The 21,133-nt window shown below is 38.0% G+C and carries 19 protein-coding genes; 10 read left to right on the top strand and 9 right to left on the bottom strand.

Annotation, left to right across the window (positions count from 1 at the left end; translation table 11 throughout):
• Positions 1-55: 55 nt before the first annotated feature.
• From guaB to VIH09_RS12155, 6 genes are all read right to left on the bottom strand, one after another.
• Positions 56-1,528: an IMP dehydrogenase gene (gene guaB / locus VIH09_RS12180; protein ID WP_331581357.1), complete on the bottom strand. Its 1,473-nt coding sequence runs from the start codon at positions 1,526-1,528 to the stop codon at positions 56-58.
• Between the two features lie 257 nt (positions 1,529-1,785).
• On the bottom strand, positions 1,786-3,180 hold the full coding sequence (locus tag VIH09_RS12175; protein ID WP_331581355.1) for a DUF5723 family protein: 1,395 nt from the start codon (positions 3,178-3,180) through the stop codon (positions 1,786-1,788).
• Positions 3,177-3,728 (bottom strand): hypothetical protein, encoded by a 552-nt coding sequence (locus VIH09_RS12170; protein WP_331581353.1) that lies wholly within the window; start codon positions 3,726-3,728, stop codon positions 3,177-3,179. Before VIH09_RS12170 ends, VIH09_RS12175 begins: the two co-directional genes overlap by 4 nt.
• A gap of 108 nt (positions 3,729-3,836) precedes the next feature.
• Positions 3,837-4,700: a hydroxymethylglutaryl-CoA lyase gene (locus VIH09_RS12165; protein WP_331581351.1), complete on the bottom strand. Its 864-nt coding sequence runs from the start codon at positions 4,698-4,700 to the stop codon at positions 3,837-3,839.
• Positions 4,701-4,935: 235 nt separating this feature from the next.
• The gene (locus VIH09_RS12160) at positions 4,936-5,958 is read right to left on the bottom strand and encodes a quinone-dependent dihydroorotate dehydrogenase (protein ID WP_331581349.1); all 1,023 of its coding nucleotides are present in this window, start codon (positions 5,956-5,958) and stop codon (positions 4,936-4,938) included.
• Positions 5,959-6,150: 192 nt separating this feature from the next.
• On the bottom strand, positions 6,151-6,702 hold the full coding sequence (locus VIH09_RS12155) for a DUF6799 domain-containing protein (RefSeq protein WP_331581347.1): 552 nt from the start codon (positions 6,700-6,702) through the stop codon (positions 6,151-6,153).
• 377 nt (positions 6,703-7,079) lie between these two features.
• On the opposite strand from VIH09_RS12155, the gene VIH09_RS12150 reads away from it, so the two are divergent.
• The 5 genes from VIH09_RS12150 (at position 7,080) to VIH09_RS12130 (ending at position 11,208) form a co-directional block, all read left to right on the top strand.
• Positions 7,080-8,078: an SRPBCC domain-containing protein gene (locus tag VIH09_RS12150; protein WP_331581345.1), complete on the top strand. Its 999-nt coding sequence runs from the start codon at positions 7,080-7,082 to the stop codon at positions 8,076-8,078.
• A gap of 38 nt (positions 8,079-8,116) precedes the next feature.
• Positions 8,117-8,566: a DUF6789 family protein gene (locus tag VIH09_RS12145; RefSeq protein ID WP_331581343.1), complete on the top strand. Its 450-nt coding sequence runs from the start codon at positions 8,117-8,119 to the stop codon at positions 8,564-8,566.
• 154 nt (positions 8,567-8,720) lie between these two features.
• On the top strand, positions 8,721-9,998 hold the full coding sequence (gene pepT, locus VIH09_RS12140) for a peptidase T (RefSeq protein WP_331581341.1): 1,278 nt from the start codon (positions 8,721-8,723) through the stop codon (positions 9,996-9,998).
• Complete coding sequence (locus tag VIH09_RS12135; RefSeq protein WP_331581339.1) at positions 9,999-10,586, top strand: YdeI/OmpD-associated family protein; 588 nt, start codon at positions 9,999-10,001, stop codon at positions 10,584-10,586. It abuts the gene before it with no gap.
• Between the two features lie 199 nt (positions 10,587-10,785).
• A complete protein-coding gene (locus VIH09_RS12130; protein WP_331581337.1) occupies positions 10,786-11,208 on the top strand; it encodes a hypothetical protein in 423 nt (140 codons plus the stop codon).
• Between the two features lie 78 nt (positions 11,209-11,286).
• Here VIH09_RS12130 and yajC read toward each other — a convergent pair whose 3' ends face one another.
• The 3 genes from yajC to VIH09_RS12115 all read right to left on the bottom strand — a co-directional run bounded on the left by yajC (position 11,287) and on the right by VIH09_RS12115 (position 13,794).
• Positions 11,287-11,559 (bottom strand): preprotein translocase subunit YajC, encoded by a 273-nt coding sequence (gene yajC, locus VIH09_RS12125; RefSeq protein ID WP_331581335.1) that lies wholly within the window; start codon positions 11,557-11,559, stop codon positions 11,287-11,289.
• 31 nt (positions 11,560-11,590) lie between these two features.
• Positions 11,591-12,502 (bottom strand): transcription antitermination factor NusB, encoded by a 912-nt coding sequence (nusB, locus tag VIH09_RS12120; RefSeq protein WP_331581373.1) that lies wholly within the window; start codon positions 12,500-12,502, stop codon positions 11,591-11,593.
• Positions 12,503-12,687: 185 nt separating this feature from the next.
• On the bottom strand, positions 12,688-13,794 hold the full coding sequence (locus VIH09_RS12115; RefSeq protein WP_331581333.1) for a Glu/Leu/Phe/Val dehydrogenase: 1,107 nt from the start codon (positions 13,792-13,794) through the stop codon (positions 12,688-12,690).
• Between the two features lie 200 nt (positions 13,795-13,994).
• On the opposite strand from VIH09_RS12115, the gene VIH09_RS12110 reads away from it, so the two are divergent.
• From VIH09_RS12110 to VIH09_RS12090, 5 genes are all read left to right on the top strand, one after another.
• Positions 13,995-15,755 (top strand): ABC transporter ATP-binding protein, encoded by a 1,761-nt coding sequence (locus tag VIH09_RS12110; RefSeq protein ID WP_331581331.1) that lies wholly within the window; start codon positions 13,995-13,997, stop codon positions 15,753-15,755.
• Positions 15,756-15,826: 71 nt separating this feature from the next.
• Positions 15,827-16,210: a PUR family DNA/RNA-binding protein gene (locus tag VIH09_RS12105; RefSeq protein WP_331581329.1), complete on the top strand. Its 384-nt coding sequence runs from the start codon at positions 15,827-15,829 to the stop codon at positions 16,208-16,210.
• Between the two features lie 103 nt (positions 16,211-16,313).
• On the top strand, positions 16,314-17,225 hold the full coding sequence (locus VIH09_RS12100) for a mechanosensitive ion channel family protein (protein ID WP_331581326.1): 912 nt from the start codon (positions 16,314-16,316) through the stop codon (positions 17,223-17,225).
• A 102-nt stretch (positions 17,226-17,327) separates the two neighbouring features.
• The gene (locus VIH09_RS12095; RefSeq protein ID WP_331581324.1) at positions 17,328-18,506 is read left to right on the top strand and encodes an MFS transporter; all 1,179 of its coding nucleotides are present in this window, start codon (positions 17,328-17,330) and stop codon (positions 18,504-18,506) included.
• 102 nt (positions 18,507-18,608) lie between these two features.
• Positions 18,609-21,128 (top strand): cation-translocating P-type ATPase, encoded by a 2,520-nt coding sequence (locus tag VIH09_RS12090; protein WP_331581322.1) that lies wholly within the window; start codon positions 18,609-18,611, stop codon positions 21,126-21,128.
• Positions 21,129-21,133: the final 5 nt, after the last annotated feature.

The raw sequence follows: 21,133 nt of genomic DNA, 5'->3' as shown, positions 1-21,133 counted from the left end.
GAAAAAGGGCATAAGTTTTAAACTTATGCCCTTTTTGATTTATATCTGCAATAAATTATCTTGAATAATTTGGAGCTTCTTTGGTGATAGTAACATTGTGCGGATGACTTTCGTTGATTCCGCTCGCGGTGATTCGAATGAAACGTCCCGTTTCTTGCAAAGTAGGAATGTCTTTTGAACCACAGTATCCCATTCCGGCACGAAGACCCCCAATGAACTGCAACATACTTTCGTTCAATTCCCCTTTATAAGGCACACGGCCTACAATCCCTTCAGGAACTAGTTTCTTAACGTCGTCTTCAACATCTTGAAAATAACGGTCTTTAGAACCCGTTTCCATCGCTTCAACAGAACCCATTCCGCGGTATGATTTGAATTTTCTGCCCTCGAAAATGATAGTCTCTCCGGGAGATTCTTTAGTTCCCGCAAGAAGTGACCCTAGCATCACGCAATCGGCACCTGCGGCAATCGCTTTAGGAATGTCTCCTGTGTAACGAATTCCACCATCAGCGATTACGGGAACTCCCGTTCCTTTTAACGCTGCGGCAACTTCGAGTACTGCAGAAAACTGAGGGAAACCAACGCCCGCTACAATACGAGTGGTACAAATTGAACCTGGACCAATTCCGACTTTTACTCCATCGGCTCCATTTTCGACTAAAAATTTAGCGGCTTCGGGAGTGGCAATGTTACCAACGATAACGTCTATTTGAGGAAATTTAGATTTTACTTGTTTCAGTGTGTTTACCACACCTTGAGTATGACCATGAGCCGTATCTATAATGATGGCATCAACTCCAGCATTTACTAAGGCTTCTGCTCTTTCAAGAGCGTCACCGGTAACTCCGATTGCAGCCGCTACGCGCAAACGTCCGAAAACGTCTTTGTTTGCAATTGGTTTTTGAGTTAACTTCGTGATATCCCTAAAGGTAATCAGTCCAACTAATTTATTGTCTTTATCTACAACTGGCAGTTTCTCGATTTTATGTCCTTGCAAAACCACTTCCGCTTGTTCTAGGGAAGTTCCTGCGGCAACGGTAACTAAATTTTCTTTAGTCATCACCTCAATGATAGCTCTTGCATTGTTTTTTTCGAAACGCAAATCTCTATTGGTAACAATTCCTTTCAATTTTTGATTTTCATCAACGATTGGAATACCGCCAATTCCGTATTCTTTCATCGCGTTTTTTGCGTCTGCCACCGTTGAAGTTAGAGGCAAAGTCACTGGATCAATAATCATTCCTGACTCCGCACGTTTTACTTTACGTACTTTGGCAGCTTGTTGCTCGATCGTCATGTTTTTATGCAGAACACCTATTCCACCTTCTTGAGCAATAGCGATTGCCATAGCACTTTCAGTAACGGTATCCATAGCAGCGGACACTATAGGAACGTTAAGCGTTATGTTTCTTGAAAATTTTGATTGGATACTCACTTCGCGAGGAAGCACATTGGAGTAGTTAGGAACTAATAATACATCATCGTAAGTTAAACCTTCACCGATAATCTTTGAGTTGTGTGCTATCATGTTGCAATTTGTAGTTGAATTGCGTGCAAATATAGCAAATTATTTTGATTTATTTTTGAAAAATGGGGACGAAAAAAAATAGCCCCTGCCGTCAACAATTTCCTTAATTGTTTAATAGGATAATTATGATATTAGAACGCGGCGTGAATTACTATAACTACTGCCCTAGCCCAAAGAGCAATGGAAAGCCGCGAAAAAAAAACAACTCTTTTTATGAAGTGCTTGAAATGTATCGCTGGATTAGCCCTTATTAAAAATCAAAAGGGTTCATTATTATCCTTGAAAATAAAATTAAGTCCGAATTGGAAAGAAAGGCTGTTGGCTTTTGAGACATCGCGATACTCCAGAAGATTATCAGCCATGGCATACATATTAAACTTCCCTATGGTGGTGGACAAGCCCAAACCAATATTCGTATAAGAAAAAGAGTCCAATGTATAGGTCGCTTTTAGCTGCAAATTGCTGAGGACATTCCTTTTATAATATCCCGTAAGAGCCATGATCGGCGCTCTTGGCGCAGTCATCAAAAACAATTGAGCACCTACGGCATTTTTATAAGCTGCATCATCATTGCTACAACTACAGTCACTCCCTCTGGAATCGTCAAATGAGTACTGATAGGAAGCATTCAATTTTGTGGGCCTCCAAGTGGTATATTTGGTATATATTGTATCCAAAGGAATGGCATTTTTAAATTCCTGGTATACATCCCTGGGAGCATCACTATCATTAAAATTAGGGTTTATCCCTTCGTATTTATAAAGCCCTTTGTAAGTGAAACTCTCCACTTCTTTGGAATGCTTTATAAAACCAATGTCTAAAACGCTGGCTGTAATTTGAATGTTTTCCTGGAGATAATAGGTAAACCCCAAATCAAAACCTAGACCCAAATTACCTCCCAAAAAAGTCTTTTTCTGAATATCACTTGCCGCATCCACATCACTATCTTCCTCAATATAAGGCGAAATCCCCGAGGTATTCAGCTGTGAATTTGAATAAATAACCTGTTCATAGGCCGTAGTTGTCCCAGGAATCGTATAAATGTAGCCCGAATTGTCAGTGGAAGTCGCATTAAAAATACTGGAATAAATCTTTGCTCTCATTCCTACGACAAGATTCTCCCTAATGTTTTTATTATACCCAAAATGTAAAACCGAAAGCATTTCTGTTCTTCCATTTAAATCGCCCAAATTGAACACCTTACCTAAGTAGTCTCTGTTTCCGTCTAGAGCGAGTATTGCCAAATCCTTAGGCATATAGGACAGAAAATCAAATTCCTGATACATCCCAAAAGAAACATAGGCATGATTTTGCCAATCCCCAACTTTAAAGCCTCCGTTGAACAATTCGATTTGTTCGTTTAAAATCACCTTATCTTTTCTGGAAGTCGACGATAGCACATCACGCAGTTTCGTATTAAAATCCACACCGTTATTGGCGAACAAGTCGTAAGTGGAAAAACCGGTTGAGCCCACATTTAATGAAATTCCCGAAAGTAAAGGAACACCAAAATAATAGTTATATTTAAAATCGGCTCCTGGATTTGTCAACAAAGACTGAGGAACTGTTCTGAAATTATATAAAATTTGTTTGTTTTGGGATAAGCAACCAATCGATAGTAATAGAAGCAAAATTAAGTATACTTTTCTCATTCTACCGATAAATAAGCTGTTGCACTTGAACGCAATTTAATACTCCCCAAGCTACTCTCGCTTAATGCCGGGCCGGGAGCCATAGAAAGCACGAATTCCATCCTCTTGGCGGTTTTCAACAAGTCAAGTCTGGCGTTTTCAAAAACCTCCGTTTTTTCTATAATGATGGGAGCGCCGGTAGAAGCGGGAACATCGAAGCGAATGGTAATGACTGCCTGACCATTCTGATCTAACAGGATCAAATCAAAAGAGTATGCCCTGTTTATGGTGTTTGTGACTTCAAAAAAGAAATCAGCTCTTTTTAAATTATTTCGCAAAAAGGCATCCCGAAAAACATCAAAATTTTCTGCATCGAAGGAAACAGTCCGCTCCATCCCATTGTCAACAAAATTTTTTGCGGGAACATCAAAATAGCTTAGATTAGCAATAAATATGGGTTCTAACTTGAGATCGTTTACTTGATTGAAGTCTAAATCACTGTTACATGAAAAGGAAAATAATGTCAATATGACAATTCCTATTAATCTATATGTGGGGTATGCTTTCATTATAAAATTGTATTGGCAAAAGTAGGTTAGGGATGAAATAAGAACGCCTCAAAGAGATACATATTATTTCGTTATCCTTTTTTTGATCATGGAAAAAGTCAATTGCTCCTAATGAAATTCTCCAAAGAGTTTAGAAGCCTCATTATAAGCGCTTTCAAAACTCAGTGGGTTTAGGTTTGTGTTTTCCTTGTTGGATGTAAAATAGGATAATAATTTTTCAGTGGGCATATTTCCAGTTAAATCATCCTTAGCCATGGGACATCCACCGAATCCCTGAATAGCGCCGTCATAACGACGACAACCAGCACGGTAGGCGGCGTCAATTTTTTCGAACCATTTGTCGGGCGTGGTGTGCAAATGGGCTCCAAACTCAATTTCGGGATATTGTGGAATTAGATTCGAAAACAAGTAACTGATCACCTCGGGCGTTGAGCTACCAACGGTATCGGAGAGGGAGAGAATCTTGACACCCATAGCGGATAATTTCTCGGTCCAATCGCCAACAATCTCCACGTTCCATGGGTCCCCGTAAGGGTTTCCAAAACCCATAGACAAATAGGCAACCACTTCCTTTTTGCTTTTGTCGGCAATTTCAAGAATTTCCTGCAAAGTAACTAAGGATTCCGCTATGGTTTTATGAGTATTCCGCATCTGAAAATTCTCGGAAATCGAAAAAGGGAAACCCAAATATTGAATTTCATTATGAGTGGAAGCTATTTCCGCCCCTTTGGTATTGGCTATAATCGCCAGTAATTTGCTCGTTGTTTGTGACAAATCCAGTTGCGCCAAAACGGCTGCGGTGTCCTGCATTTGCGGAATCGCTTTTGGGGAAACAAAGCTTCCAAAGTCAATTGAATCAAAACCTACCCTCAACAAAGATTGAATGTAAGCCACCTTTCTTTCGGTAGGGATGAATGGTTTGATGCCTTGCATTGCATCACGGGGACATTCTATTATTTTTATTGGCTCCATAGACTTTCAAAGATAATAAAACTTGCAAATTGGCAAAGAGTAGCTGCGATAAAGTTTGCAAAAAAAGAGTGGTATTTTACAAACTATTCCGTTTTATAGTCATAAACATAATTATTACATAATTTGGCAATGGATTACTTTAAATATTCACCAAATCCTTTTCGCTCAAAAAGGCATTTCATAAAAAAACGGCAGCAAAAAAAATTCCTGCTGTCGTTTTAGATAGTTATATTCCTTATTTCAATCTCTCCAAAATCTTTTTATTAATGGCTTTCACCAAAGCGGGCCCTTCATAGATGAAGCCCGTATACAACTGCACTAAACTGGCTCCAGCATCCAATTTTTCTATCGCATCTTCGGCAGAATGGATTCCTCCCACTCCGATGATTGGAAATGCCTTATTGCTTTTTTCAGATAAAAATCGGATCACTTCGGTAGAGCGTTTTCGCAAAGGCTTCCCTGATAAACCACCCATTTCGGCTTTATTATCGGATCGCAATCCTTCTCTGGAAATGGTGGTATTAGTGGCAATTACTCCAGCAATTTGCGTTTCTTTTACTATCTCAATAATGTCCAACAATTGTTCGTTGGTCAAATCGGGTGCGATTTTCAGTAGGATTGGCTTTTGTTTTGGCTTCGCCAAATTCTTATTTTGCAAAGTTTGCAACAATTGCGTCAACGGCTCTCTATCTTGTAAGGCACGAAGGTTCGGTGTGTTTGGGGAACTCACATTCACCACAAAATAATCCACATAATCGTACAAAGCATCAAAGCAAATTTCGTAATCTGAAGTCGCCTCTTCGTTTGGTGTCAGTTTGTTTTTACCAATGTTCCCTCCAATCAGTACACCGGTGTTTGCCTTTAGTCGTTCTACCGCTTCCATAACACCACCGTTGTTAAACCCCATTCGGTTAATGATCGCTGAATCTTCTTTCAAACGGAACAGACGCTTTTTCGGGTTTCCCTCCTGCCCTTTTGGCGTCAAAGTTCCTATCTCGATAAAACCAAACCCGAAATTGGACAATTCCCTAAATAACTTTGCATCCTTATCAAAACCAGCGGCCAAGCCGACAGGGTTTTTAAATTTTAAACCAAAAACTTCCGTTTCCAGTCTCTTGTCTTCAACCAAATAGAGCGAACGATAGATAGCTGAAAAACCTGGTATTTTGGACGTAAAACGAATTAAAGAAAAGGTGAAATAATGGACTTTCTCGGGATCAAAAAGGAAAAATAACGGACGTATAAGGAGTTTGTACATGAGTGTTTTGTTGTGTCGTGCAAAAATAGAATTATCTAGCCGATAATTATAATTATAACCAAAAGTTTATTCTTTATCACAATAAATAAACCGAACCCATCATTGTGATGGGTTCGGTTTATTTATCTAAAATCTATAATGTATAAGGATAGTGACAATGAATGTTCCATTCTAACTTAATCTTCGCTCACATCATTCCATTTCCATTTTATCCATTTTCATTTTATGATCTTTCATATCATGCATCATCATACCGTCCATGTCCATCTTATCACCATTTTTCATCATCATGGTTTTTCCGTCTTTCATTTTCACCATTCCATTCGGTGATACCACAGTCCCATTGGACATTGTCATTTCCTTGTCCATCTCCATCATCTTACCGTCCTTCACCATCATCATTTTGCCGTCTTTCATTTTGACGTAATTTTTCATTTGGTGCATCATCATCATTCCGTGCATGTCCATTTTATCTCCATTTTTCATCATCATGGTTTTTCCGTCTTTCATTTTCACCATCCCGTTGGGATAAACCATTGTCCCGTTCTCCATTGTCATTTCCTTGTCCATCATCATCATTTTGCCGTCTTTAACCATCATCATTTTACCATCTTTCATTTTTACGTGGTCCTCCATTTGCATCATTTTTGTGTCCTGCATGGTCTTTTTCTGCATTTCTTTTTCCTGGGCCATCATCCCAATTGAGAAAATGGCAGTTACTAAAAACATAATTATTTTTTTCATAACATATTGATTTTAAGATAATTAAATTAATTTTTAAACAATAAATTTACAAAAAAAATATTTTAGAGCAATATTTTTACTCAATTAAAAAACAGTGGGAACAAAAAATATAAAAACTTGGGTAAAATCAAATTTTTTCCATCATTAGAGCTCTAACTCGATGATTTATTTTAAACGTCCATTTCTTCACTAGAACTGAAAACCAAAAAACAAAGATTCCCCTTTGTAAATTTAAAATGCACAAAAACAGTATGGCCTATTCCATAAATAATTTTCTATTCATGTATATAAACAATTTATTAACAGCTATTTAAAAAAATGATGACTAACTTTAAACTATCAAATAGAAAAATCGCTAACCTAAATACAACTCGAAAATGGAAAAGCACATTCACTCAACAACCAAGGACAAACAGAACAAGAAAGGCCTCTTGATAACAAGGACATTTGACGCCCCTCAAGAACATGTTTGGAAAGCTTGGACAGACTCTGAAAGCTTCATGAAATGGTGGGGACCCAAACATTTTAGCTGCCCTTTTTGCGACATCGATTTTAAAGTAGGTGGCAAATATTTGAACTGCATGCTCTCACGTGATGGAAAGAATTTTTGGGGCACGGGCACTTATAAAGAAATTGTCCCCATGAAACGAATCGTATATACCGATTCTTTTTCGGACGAAAAAGGAAATGTCGTTCCATCCACATATTATGGGATGGAAGGGTTGCCTTTAGAGTTAGAGGTAATCCTCACATTTGAAGAATTTGAAGGCGGAACGAAAATGTCTCTTACACACATAGGCATTCCTGCTGGTAAAATGGAAGAAATGACAAAAACGGGATGGAATGAATCCTTTGACAAACTCGAAAAAATGCTAATTGCAAATAGGCTTCAGGTTAATCCGAAAATGAAAGTCATAGCGATTCCAGGCATACCGGAATTATTTATCATCCGCGAATTTGAGGCTACACGGGAAACCGTTTTTAATGCCCATATAGACCCTGAACTTTACATACAGTGGCTTGGCCCGCGCTATCTTAAAACGACGCTAAAAACATTTGAACCGAGAAGCGGCGGCAAATGGCGGTATGTTTCCAAAGACGATGACGGTAATAAATACTCTTTTCATGGTTTCTATCATGAAATTTCCGCGCCAGAGTACATTATTTCCACTTTTGAATACGACAAGTTTCCAGAAAGCGGCCATGTATTTCTACAAAAAATCAGATTTGATTCCTTATCAAAACAAAGAACAAAATTAATCTACCAGATGATATTCACCTCTGTTGAAGATCGCGATTTCATGCTTCAATCCGGAATGGAAAGGGACATCGAGGAAAGCTATGAAAGACTCGAAGACCTTTTGTTGAACAAATAAACACATGCAATTCTGACATAATTTAAATCAATAGCATCATGAACTCGTTAATCAGCAAATCGATAATGGGCGGAATAATAGGCTCGGTTATAATGTCAATAGAACTGTTTGCGGCATCAAAGATAGGAATGCCCAAAATGTCACCGCCAGATATGTTAGCCGATATGATGACCATTCCCCTGTCTGTCGCTTGGGGCCTGCACATCCTGATAGGAATTACCTTTGCCTTGGCATATAGCTTTATTTTCGCACCAAAGGTGAAAATCTCAAATACCTACCTGAAAGGCGCGATATTCGGTTTTGCAGTTTTCGTTTTCGCACAAATAGCCATAGCACTTTTGGAAATGATATTTCCAACTCCTCAAATGGAAGGTTCCATGACGCAGCTGATGATAGGCAGTATTATAGGCCACGTTGTTTTTGGGATGGCGGTTTCTAAAACAGTTGGTCATGCTTTCAGCACGGAAAAAGCTATCGAATACAGCTAGGAAAAACCGTCAACTCAACCATTGGTGAATGGGAAGACAGATTGGCTATAAATTAATTTTTATACCGTAAATTGATAATGTTTTATGTTGCTAGTTATAAAGAGGGCGTTTTTCAAATAAACTGTATCTTTGCTTTTCATTATAAAAAAAATTTATGCAACATATAATCGACCGTTTCATCAGCTATGTAACTATTGATACGGAATCTGACCCAAACTCTGATACTACACCAAGCACGGCAAAACAATGGGACCTGGCCAATAAATTAGTCGAGGAATTAAAAGCCATCGGCATGCAGGATGTCACGATTGATGACAAATCATATATTATGGCCACTTTAGCCAGTAATGTGGACCATGAAGTGCCTACCATTGGATTTGTTTCTCATTTTGACACTACTCCTGATTTTACGGGTGCAAATGTAAAACCGCAAATTGTCCCTAATTACGATGGGAAAGATATTGTCCTTAATGCCGAACAAAACATAATACTCTCACCTAGCTATTTCAAAGATTTATTGCTTTACAAAGGGCAGACTTTGATCACTACTGACGGTACGACCTTGCTTGGCGCAGATGATAAGGCGGGAATTACCGAAATTATGACTGCAATGGAATTCTTGATCAATAATCCTGAAATCAAACACGGAAAAATCAGAGTTGGCTTTACGCCCGATGAAGAGATCGGTCGCGGTGCACACCATTTTGATGTGGAGAAATTCGGCGCTGACTGGGCTTATACCATGGACGGAAGCCAAGTGGGAGAGCTGGAATATGAAAATTTCAATGCGGCTGGAGCAAAAATCACTTTCAAGGGTAAAAGTGTGCATCCTGGATATGCCAAAGGAAAAATGATCAATTCCATTTTGATAGCCAACGATTTTATCAACGCTTTGCCGAAGGACGAAACACCGCAGGAGACTAAAGGTTACGAAGGTTTCTTTCACGTAAATCATCTTACGGGAGGCATCGAAGAAACGGTTTTGGAGTTGATCATCAGAGATCACAGCAAGAAAAAATTCGAAAAACGTAAGGAACTAATTGAGAAAATTGCCAAGAAAATCAACAAGAAGTTTGCGAAACAGTTTGGAGAAGATATTGTCGCTGCTGAAATTAAAGATCAGTATTACAATATGAAGGAAAAAGTTGTTCCAGTAAAACATATCGTCGATATCGCCGAAAAAGCGATGAAACTGGTCAACATCAAACCTTTAATAAAACCAATCCGCGGGGGAACAGACGGTTGTCAATTGTCATACAAAGGACTGCCTTGCCCGAATATTTTTGCGGGCGGACACAATTTTCATGGCAAATATGAATATGTTCCCGTAGAAAGTATGCAAAAAGCAGTGGACGTGATCGTAAAAATCGCTGAGCTGACAACAATGCCAAATTTTGGATTGGAGCAACCTAAAACTAAAAAAGGAAAATAATTGGAACCTTCACAACCAAAAAAGCATACTTGGGACAAGAACAATAAATGGATAGAAGAATTAAATCTACTAAAAGGAATTATTGCCCAGACTGAACTTGTCGAAACTACAAAATGGGGAGGCCCAGTTTATGTTTTAGACGGGAAAAACGTTTTGGGTATTGGGGGATTTAAAAGTTATTTCGGAATTTGGTTCTTTAATGGAGTTTTTCTTGAAGACAAAAAAAAAGTATTAATCAATGCTCAGGAAGGTGTTACCAAATCCCTACGGCAATGGCGCTTTTTATCAATAGAAGAAGTCAATGAAAATAGGGTGTTAGCTTACATTCATGAAGCTATTGCTAATGAAAAAATCGGCAAAACAATTACTCCTGCAAAAAAAGAGGCTCTTGTTTCGGAAATGTTGCAGCAGGAATTAGAAAACAGTGCTGATTTGGCTAAAGCCTTTCAGCAATTCTCACTCGCCAAACAAAGGGAATTTCACGAATACATTGAGGAAGCCAAAAGAGAGCAAACCAAACTTTCCAGAATGCTGAAAATAAGGCCAATGATCATGCAAAACATTGGTTTGAATGATAAATACAAATAAAAAAAGCCCCATTTTCATGGGGCTTTTTAGGTTTTAAGCCCTATCAGTTTTACAAAAGCGATGAAATCCTTAGGCAAAAGCTTAACATTATCGTGTTTCTTTATTCACTATATTTACTATTGCCCTGTTAATCAGTTGATTTAAATCAAAAAAAAAAAGAGAAAGAATGTACTATTAAAACTAAACTGAAGACGCAATCATGGATGAAAAAAAAGTAGAGATAAAAACTCCAGCGGCCACCATTAAAAAGGTAGTTCCTGTTAAACCTAGAAAACCAACAGTTAATAAGCCAACTGCTGACGCCATTCCCAAAGCCTCCAAGGACGCTAGCATAGAGAAAAAACCAATTGTAATTCCGCAAAAAGCAATTACCCAAGACGACAAAGACGAAAAGAAAAAGGCAAAAACTCAACTGAAGAAATTAAAAGCAAAAGAGAAGGCTAAACTAAAAAAACTGATTGTCAGCGAAATAGCCAAGCTAAAAGCCAAGGCAAAAAAAGCAAAAGCTAAGAAAGCAAAAAAGGACAAAGCCAAGAAAGCAAAATTAAAATCGAAGCTTAAAGCTAAAAAAGCCAATGCAAAATCTAAAAAGAGCAAGAAAAAGCAAAAAAGTAAAAAGTGATTTCCTTTTTCTGCCAAAAAAAAAGTCCCATTCAGAATTAAATTCCGAATGGGATTTTTTTGTAACCTTAAAAAAATATTATTTTTTTGCCAATACAGCACTCATTTCCATAGAAATTGCAGAACGCTCCATTTTTAATTTTCCAGCCATTGTTTCGATAACAACTGTAGTATCAGCAAGCTCGGAAACTTTTCCATGAAGACCACTTTTAGTAACGATCTTATCGCCTACTTTTAAAGCGCTTTCAAATTCTTTTTCACTTTTCGCTTTTTTCTGTTGTGGTCTAATCATAAAGAAATAGATTACTACAAACATTAATAGAAAAGGGGCAAATTGAGTTAATTGTTCCATAATTTTTAATTCTTTTTTTATTTAATTACTATTACATTAATCCGCGACCGGTCTTAATCATTTTTTTACTGGCTTCCAGCTCTTTAACTAAATTGTCTAAAATCCCGTTGATAAAAATACTACTTTTTGGTGTAGAATACTCTTTGGCAAGTTCTAAATATTCATTTAAAGTCACTTTTACAGGAATTGAAGGGAATTTCAAAAATTCACAAATAGCCATTTTTAAAATAATGGTATCCACCTCTGCAATTCTGTCACTATCCCAATTGGGGGTTTTATCAGCAAATTCCTTTGCCAATTCCATTTCGTTCAAAACTGTTTTTCTAAACAAATCTTTAACGAATGCCTTGTCTTCGCTGTCCTTGTAAACTTTAGGAACAGTGAAATTATCGTCCATGATAGGTTTCATAGCCTTCAACTGCTTAATTATATGGGTGTTAACCAATGGGATATCATCAATCCAAGTCAGTTTATCGTCTTCCAAAAATTCGTACAATTTTTCGTTTGGCACGATCACCTCCAAAAACAAATCCACTATAAGCTGTCTGTCCTCTTCAAAGGAACCCGCTGGACTACTCATGTAATCAGTATACGGCTTACTCGCTTTTACGGCATTCAACAACAACAAAATATAGTCGTCATTCAAAGTCCAAGCGTCAATTTTACGGCTCTCCATAGCGATGCTCAGAGAATTGTTTTCAGCTAGAATTTGAAAAATACTGTTTTTGATGAACTTTTCGTTGGGTTTGCGTTCTTCAGGAGTTGCAAGATGCTTAAGACTTGATTTATGCAGAAATTCAGTTTCTTTTTTACAGATTTCCATAAGCGAGGAAATCATTGTAAGGTATAAATCTTGAATATTGTCGATACTATAAAAAAGAAATTTTTCTTCTTTCTCTAAGTTATCAGAACCGTTTTGATGCATCGCATAAATGGATTGCATGACTTTAACGCGTATGTGTCTTCTATTTACCACCTTGTAAGAACTTTTATTAAATTATTTTGCAAAAATAAGAATTTCATTCTTGTAAATAAAATATATAATTGCTTATTTTAAAAGTATTCAATGATGGGCATTCAGGGGTCATTATAATCAACCCCTGGATTCCGCATCACGAACACCTGATATTATTTATTTCTGTTCTCGATCCTTCTTTGATCAATTCTGTTTTGCGCGATGGTAAGCGCCGCTTGATGCGTTGTGATTCCTTTAGCAACAGCGTAATCTATTATCTCTAAAGTTGTATTGTAAATATTTTCGGTTCTGCGCATTATTTCTTCTTTCCCGTAATGTGCTAATTCAGCGTAAACATTGATAATTCCACCGGCATTAATCAAGAAATCCGGTGCATATAGAATACCGCGTTCTTGCAAAATAGCACCGTGAATATCTTCGTTTGCCAACTGATTATTGGCGGCTCCAGCGATCACTTTTGCTTTTATTTTATGAACCGTACTGTCATTAATTGTCGCTCCCATAGCACAGGGCGCATAGATATCTACATCAGCGCCATACAAATCTTCTCCAGTGAATATTTGAGCATTGTATTTAGTTCCCACTTGATATAGTTTTTCTTCGTTGATGTCAGCAATGGTTACCAGAGCACCCTCTTTAGTTAAATAATCCACTAAAGTTTCCCCGACATGACCAATCCCTTGGACCAAGACTTTTTTGCCAGCCAGCACGTCCGAGCCAAATTGATGCTTTGCGGCTGCCTTCATTCCCATATACACACCATATGCAGTGACAGGCGATGGATTGCCTGCTCCACCTCTTGATTCAGAAATTCCCGTAACATATGGAGTTACATCTCTCACGATATCCATGTCACTTGTTTCCATTCCCACATCTTCCGCCGTAATATATCTTCCTGATAAAGAATGTACGAATTCACCAAACTTGCGCATCAATGCAGGTGTTTTTTGCGTTTTGGCATCACCCCAAATCACGGCTTTTCCACCGCCAATGTTCAATCCTGTAATAGCAGCTTTATAGGTCATCCCACGTGAAAGGCGTAATACGTCATTTAAGGCATCCCATTCGGTTGCATAATTAAACATCCTAGTTCCTCCCAAAGCTGGTCCCATAACCGAATTATGAATACCAATAATTGCTTTTAAACCCGTATCTTTGTCGTTGCAAAAAACAATTTGTTCGTGATCATCAAATGATAATTGTCCAAATACGGGATCCATTTTTTGAAGTTCCTTTGCTGTTGTGAAAGCTGCATTCATATCGTAAATTTTTATAATGATAAAATTATGAATTTGTCAAAAAGACAAATCAAAATTACGTAAAAAATACAGATATGTCAAAATTATTAATAAAAATCACTTATTTGACAATTCGAGAACGAAAAAACAAATTTAAAATTATTGAAAATCGATTAAAAACCGAAAAATAAAACTATTTCAATACAGAATCTCTTAAAAAAATGAAAGAATTACTTTATTTAAACAAATATTTTGTCAAATATAAATATCGCTTTTTACTAGGAATAGTGTTCACCATAATTGCACAAATTTTCATGTTGTTCACCCCTAAACTGATCAGCAAATCTTTTAAGGTAATCGAGACTTTTTCAAAAGACAAAAGCATTGCCACATCAGTGATTCGCCAAGAGTTAATTTCCAATATTTTACTGATTATTGCCACCACAATTATCGCTGGTTTTCTTACATTTTTGATGAGACAAACCCTAATCGTAATGTCGCGTCACATTGAATTTGACTTAAAAAACGAGGTCTTTAGACAGTATATGAACTTGTCCCAAAATTTCTACAAAAAGAATCGTACGGGCGATTTGATGAACCGCATAAGCGAGGATGTTTCGAAGGTGAGAATGTATGTTGGGCCAGCGGTCATGTACACCATAAACACTATTATCCGATTCACAATCGTTATTATGTATATGTACAATGTATCCCCTCGATTAACTTTGTATACCATTCTTCCGCTGCCTTTGTTGTCGTATGGAATTTTCAAATTGAGTTCAGAAATCAACAAGAGAAGTACCATTTTCCAGCAGTACCTATCAAAAGTATCCAGTTTTACACAAGAAATATTTTCAGGAATTCGCGTAATTAAGGCCTACTCGCTTGAAGACCAACATCAAAACAACATGGTGAATCTGGCTAAAGAAAGCAAACGTAAAAGTTTGAATTTAGCCAAAGTACAATCATTATTCGGGCCATTAATGTTGGCTCTTATCGGCATAAGTAACCTGGTGGTCATCTATTTTGGCGGTTTAATGTACATTGACGGAACGATCAAAAGTATCGGTACAATCGCCGAATTTATTTTATACGTCAACATGCTTACTTGGCCTGTTGCCTCGTTAGGCTGGGTTTCATCAATGGTTCAAGAAGCTGAAGCTTCACAAAAACGACTGAACGAGTTCCTTAAAATTGAACCCGAAATAAAAAATAAAAACCCAAATCACTCCATAATAAATGGCTCGATTTCATTCGAAAATGTTAGCTATACCTACGAGGACACCAATATAAAAGCAATTAAAAACATTTCTTTTACCGTCAAAAAAGGAGAAACATTAGCCATTCTCGGAAAAACGGGATCAGGAAAATCAACTATTCTGTCGTTAATTTCAAGATTGTACGATGTGACAGAAGGTAAAATCACAGTTGACGATAAAGAAATCAGCACCTTAAACCTTTTTGATTTACGAAACAGCATCGGAATTGTGCCTCAAGATGCCTTTTTATTTTCCGACTCGATTAAGAACAACATCAAGTTTGGTAAAGAAACTGCAAGCATTGACGAAGTGATTGCAGCTGCAAAAAATTCGGTTGTACACGACAACATCATGGGCTTTAACAAACAATATGACACCATTCTGGGCGAAAGAGGAATCACATTGTCAGGAGGACAAAAACAAAGGGTTTCCATAGCGAGAGCCATTATAAAAAACCCGCCTATTTTACTCTTTGACGACTGTCTGTCAGCGGTTGACACTGAAACCGAAGAAGCTATTTTGAACAACCTAAATGAGATTTGCAAAGACAAAACGACCATAATTGTTAGCCATAGGGTATCATCTGCCAAAAATGCCGATAAAATCATTATTCTGGAGGACGGAAAAATTATCCAACAAGGATCTCATAACCAGTTGATAAATCAAGAAGGGTATTATGCTTCCCTCTATCTAAAACAACTTTCCGAAAAAGAATTGCAGTAATTGTTGTTTAATACATATATTTTTAGGATTTTTGGTTACGATTTAATAACCATAAATTGACTGAAAGGATTATGAGAGAAAATGACATGTTAGAAAAAGAAGAGATATTTTCTAAAGTTTTACGTGCAGGAAGAAGGACTTACTTCTTTGATGTTAGAGCGACAAAAGCGGATGATTATTATATTACGATTACAGAAAGTAAAAAATTCACCGAAGAAGATGGCTCATTTCACTTCAAGAAACATAAAATATATTTGTACAAAGAAGATTTCGCATCATTCTCGGAAATCCTTAACGACATGACTTCCTACGTTTTGAACCACAAGGGCGAAGAGGTGATATCAGAAAGACATCAAAAGGATTTTAAAAAAGAATATGCCACTGAAAAAGTGGTAACTGAAGAAACAGTACCCGAAACATCCAGTTTTATCGATATTGATTTTGATGATATTTAAGATATTTATTTAAATTAAATATTTTGCACAAAAAGCAAAAAGTCCAAAAACCATACGGCTTTTGGACTTTTTGCATATAAAATAATTCAAATAAAAAATTTTCATGAACGAAATTGCATTACAATATACCGAAAAGTATAGTGAATTAATTATCCCATGGTTGCTGACAAGCGGACTCAAAATCGTACTAATCATTGTAGGCGCTTTAATCCTCAATAAAGTGATCACCTCTTTCATTGAAAAAGCGGTTAGAATCGCGGTTAGACCGGACGGAATCTCTTCAAAAGAAGCAGAAGAAAAGAGAGAAAACACCTTAATCCAAATATTCACCACCACGGCAAACATTGCTTTGCTAACCATCACCGGTTTAATGGTGCTGCAAGAATTCGGAGTAGAGATTGCCCCTATTTTGGCCGCCGCAGGAATTGTGGGCTTGGCTTTCGGTTTTGGTGGGCAATACCTCATTCGCGATATCATTTCCGGCCTTTTTATCATACTTGAAAACCAATACCGCATAGGCGATGTGGTGAGTTTTGATAACGCAAGTGGTACAGTTCAGGAAATCAGTTTAAGGAAAACAACTTTACGGGATTTAGACGGAACCGTTCACCATATTCCTCATGGTGAAATTAAAAAAGTATCCAATTTTTCCAAAGATTTTTCCCGTATCAATCTGGATGTCGGGGTTGGATACAGTTCCAATTTAGAACATGTCATAGCGGTAATAAACAGGACAGGAACTGAATTGGCGCAAGATGATTTATGGAAAGATTCCATCATCCTTGTCCCCCAATTCTTGCGTGTAAATGATTTTGCAGATTCGGCCATTATGCTAAAAATATTAGGCGAAACTTTACCTAGCAAGCAATGGGAGGTTACAGGAGAACTTCGCAAGAGATTAAAAGTAGCTTTCGACAAAGAAGGAATCGAAATTCCATTTCCGCAGATGGTTATTCACCAAACCAAGGAACCAGAAAAAGAGACAACTAAAAATGAAACTTTAAAACAAGAGTAGTTTTAAACCCTTAATCAATTCCCATTTAAAAAGTCTGAAAATCAATTGGTTTTCAGGCTTTTTATTTACATTTATAGAGGCATTAACAAACAATCTCTAATTTTGAAAAACATCAGCCGAACCGTCTGGATTTTATCATTAATCAGTTTGTTTACTGATACGGCCAGCGAAATGCTGTATCCTATCATGCCTATATATCTTAAGTCCATTGGCTTTTCAATTGTTCTTATTGGTATTCTTGAAGGTGTTGCTGAGGCGACTGCGGGACTCAGTAAGGGTTATTTTGGAAAACGCTCTGATGTAACAGGAAAACGAGTTCCTTTTGTCCAAATTGGCTATGCCTTTAGTGCAATGTCTAAACCCATGATGGCGGTTTTCATATATCCTTTATGGATTTTCTTTGCTCGCACAATTGACCGCTTTGGCAAAGGAATCCGAACAGGAGCTAGAGACGCAATCCTTTCTGAGGAAGCCACTCCCGAAACCAAAGGAAAAGTGTTTGGTTTTCATCGCTCTATGGACACATTAGGAGCCGTTTTGGGCCCTTCATTGGCATTGCTCTACCTATACCTCTACCCTGAAGACTATAAAACTTTGTTTTACCTTGCTTTCATTCCGGGACTGCTTGCCGTGGGCGCCTCCTTTTTCTTGAAAGAGAAAAAAGGAACCGTTCCCACAGAAAAAAAACGGACGCCCTTTTTCTCCTTCCTAAATTATTGGAAAGTAAGTCCTGTCATGTACCGCAAGGTTGTAATCGGTCTTTTGGCTTTCACTTTATTTAACAGTTCAGATGTTTTCCTGCTGCTTAAAGCTAAGCAATCCGGAGCAAGCGATAGCGTCATCATTGGCATTTACATCTTTTATAATCTCGTATACGCAACATTTGCCTTCCCTTTGGGAATATTGGCAGACAGAATCGGATTAAAGAAAATGTTGATGTCCGGAATCGGGATTTTTGCCATTGTCTATTTCGGGATGGGTTTCAACCACAACATCTATGTTTTCATGGGACTGTTTGCCCTTTATGGAATTTATGCCGCCGCGACCGAAGGTGTCTCGAAAGCTTGGATCAGCAACATCACGGACAAGAATGACATCGCTACGGCCATCGGCACCTATTCAGCTTTTCAAAGTGTTTGCGCCATGTTGGCAAGTTCCTTGGCGGGACTGATTTGGTATCAATTTGGATCAGATGCCACTTTTATCGTAACCGGAACGGCAAGCGTTTTAATCTTGCTTTATTTTGTTTTTATGACCAACGAAAAAAATAATGGGGCTTAAATTGCAAAACAACATCTGATTCATTGATAAAACACTCGAAAACAACTATTTTAATAAATCTAAAAATCTTATATTTGAGTATCACTATTCATCATCAGTTCAATGTCCAAAAAAATAAATATTCCTGATTGCTTTATTGGCTTGACAGACACCGAGGTGCAAGCCTCAAGGGAACAATTTGGAAATAACGAACAAATACACAAACAAAAATACAGGTGGTGGTTAGCCCTTTTTGACCTTTGCAAAGAACCAATGTTGTTGTTATTGATTGTAGTGGCCATCATTTATTTTATTTTGGGTCAAAACAACGAGGCTTACTTTATGTTGGCTGCAATAATCGCCATTTCCGGGATTTCATTTTACCAAGACAACCGCAGCCGAAAAGCATTGGACGCTCTAGAAAAGCTGAATGAACCACTGAGCACCGTACTGAGGAATGGCGTAACGAAAAGCATTCCTACCAAAGAGATTGTTGTCAATGATCTTGTAATAGCCAAGGAAGGCAACACCATTAATGCTGATGGGGAAATAGTCCACAGCAATGATTTTTCGGTAAACGAATCCGCACTTACCGGGGAGCCTTATGCGGTATTTAAATCAGAAAAAACAGAAAACAAAACTATTTACAGCGGAACCCTGGTCGCATCAGGACTGGCTGTTTATAGGGTGAATAAAATTGGTCCTGCAACAGTGATCGGCAAACTCGGAAGTTCCCTAATAGGCATTAAAGATGAAGCGACACCACTTCAAATACAAATCGAAAAATTTGTAAAAGGGATGGCGATCATAGGTATTGCCTTTTTTTTGTTGGTTTGGGCAGTCTATTTTTGGCGAACCCACAATCTGCTTAACAGTTTACTGAAAGGATTGACGTTGGCCATGTCAATTCTTCCCGAAGAAATTCCGGTGGCCTTCACCACATTTATGGCTTTGGGCTCTTGGAGATTAATGAAAGAGGGAGTTATTGTCAAAAAAATTAGAACAGTGGAAACCTTGGGGGGAGCCACGGTCATTTGCACTGATAAAACAGGAACTATTACCGAGAATAAAATGAGTCTGCAATCCATCTACGCTTTCAATACCGACAAGCTTTACGAAAAGGAAGATTGGAAAAACGTTGAGGCCGAAAAAGTAATTGAAATTGCCATGTGGGCAAGCGAGCCCGTTCCCTTTGACCCTATGGAAAAAAGTTTGCATCGTGAGTACGAGAAAACAACGACTGCCGACACCAGACGTGAGTATATGATGGTGCATGAATATCCACTGGACGGAAAACCGCCTATGATGACGCACGTCTTTCAAAATAAGGATGGCAAACGCATCATTGCCGCCAAAGGTGGCCCTGAAACCCTTATAAAGGTCTCCAATATTGACGCAGAGGATATAACCAGGATTCAAAAAACAATAGACAATTTAGCGTCCAAAGGCTACCGCATCCTTGGCGTGGGCTACTCCGAATACGGAGGAACGGACTATCCAAAAAACCAACAAGACCTTCCTTTCAATTTTGTGGGACTAGTGGTTTTCTACGACCCGCCAAAGCCTAATATTCAACAAGTAATCCAAAAATTCTATAATGCGGGGATTCAGGTAAAAGTGATAACTGGCGATAACAGCATCACAACCAGGGCCATTGCTGAAATGGCCGGAATAAAAAATCCTGGTTTTGTGATGGAAGGCGAAGAAATCATGCAAATGGATGAAGAGAACAGATTAGAAAACATTCACAACAGTACGCTAATGACCCGAATGTTTCCTGAGGCCAAACTTGCGGTGGTGAATGCACTAAAAAAAGACAATCAAGTAGTCGCCATGATTGGTGACGGAGTCAATGACGGCCCGGCATTGAAAGCTTCCCACATAGGGATTGCTATGGGCAAAAAAGGGACTGAAATCGCCAAAACGGCTGCCGACTTAATCTTAGTCGATGACGATTTATCCAAAATGGTAGTAGCTATAGCCGCAGGGCGCCGTATTTATACCAATCTCAAAAAGGCAGTGCAATATATTGTTTCCATACACATTCCCATTATCCTTACGGTTTCCTTACCATTGTTTTTGGGTTGGGTTTATCCCGACATTTTTACGCCCGTGCATGTCATTTTCCTGGAGTTGATTATGGGTCCCATGTGTTCCATTGTATATGAAAATGAACCTGCCGAGAAAAATAGCATGCTTCAAATGCCGCGGCAATTGGGGAGCACCTTCTTGTCATTAAAAGAGATGGGAATCAGCATTATACAAGGAATTGTCATCACGGTAGGAATATTGTTTGTGTATCAATTATCTGCTCAAAATGGAGGCAGCGAAAATTTAACTCGAACTATGGTTTTTACCACGCTAGTTTTTTCGAACATAATATTGTCATTGGTCAATCGTTCGTTCTATTATTCCGTTTTCACATCGTTGCAAAACAAGAATAACATGATGGTATTTGTCAATTCAGCAACGCTCCTGATGCTTGCCGTGATTATATATATTAATCCTATTGCCCATTTTTTTGCCGTTCTCCCATTGCAACTCCATCAAATTGGAATTTGCATTTTGGTAAGCACGGTTTCTGTAGGCTGGATCGAAATCTGGAAATGGAACAAACGCGCCAAAACAAAATCTTTAAAATAATTATA

This window comes from Flavobacterium sp., assembly GCF_036515215.1.
GTDB lineage: Bacteria > Bacteroidota > Bacteroidia > Flavobacteriales > Flavobacteriaceae > Flavobacterium.
The sequence above is the reverse complement of the archived record's forward strand: the minus strand, read 5'-3'. Positions and strand labels throughout refer to the sequence as shown.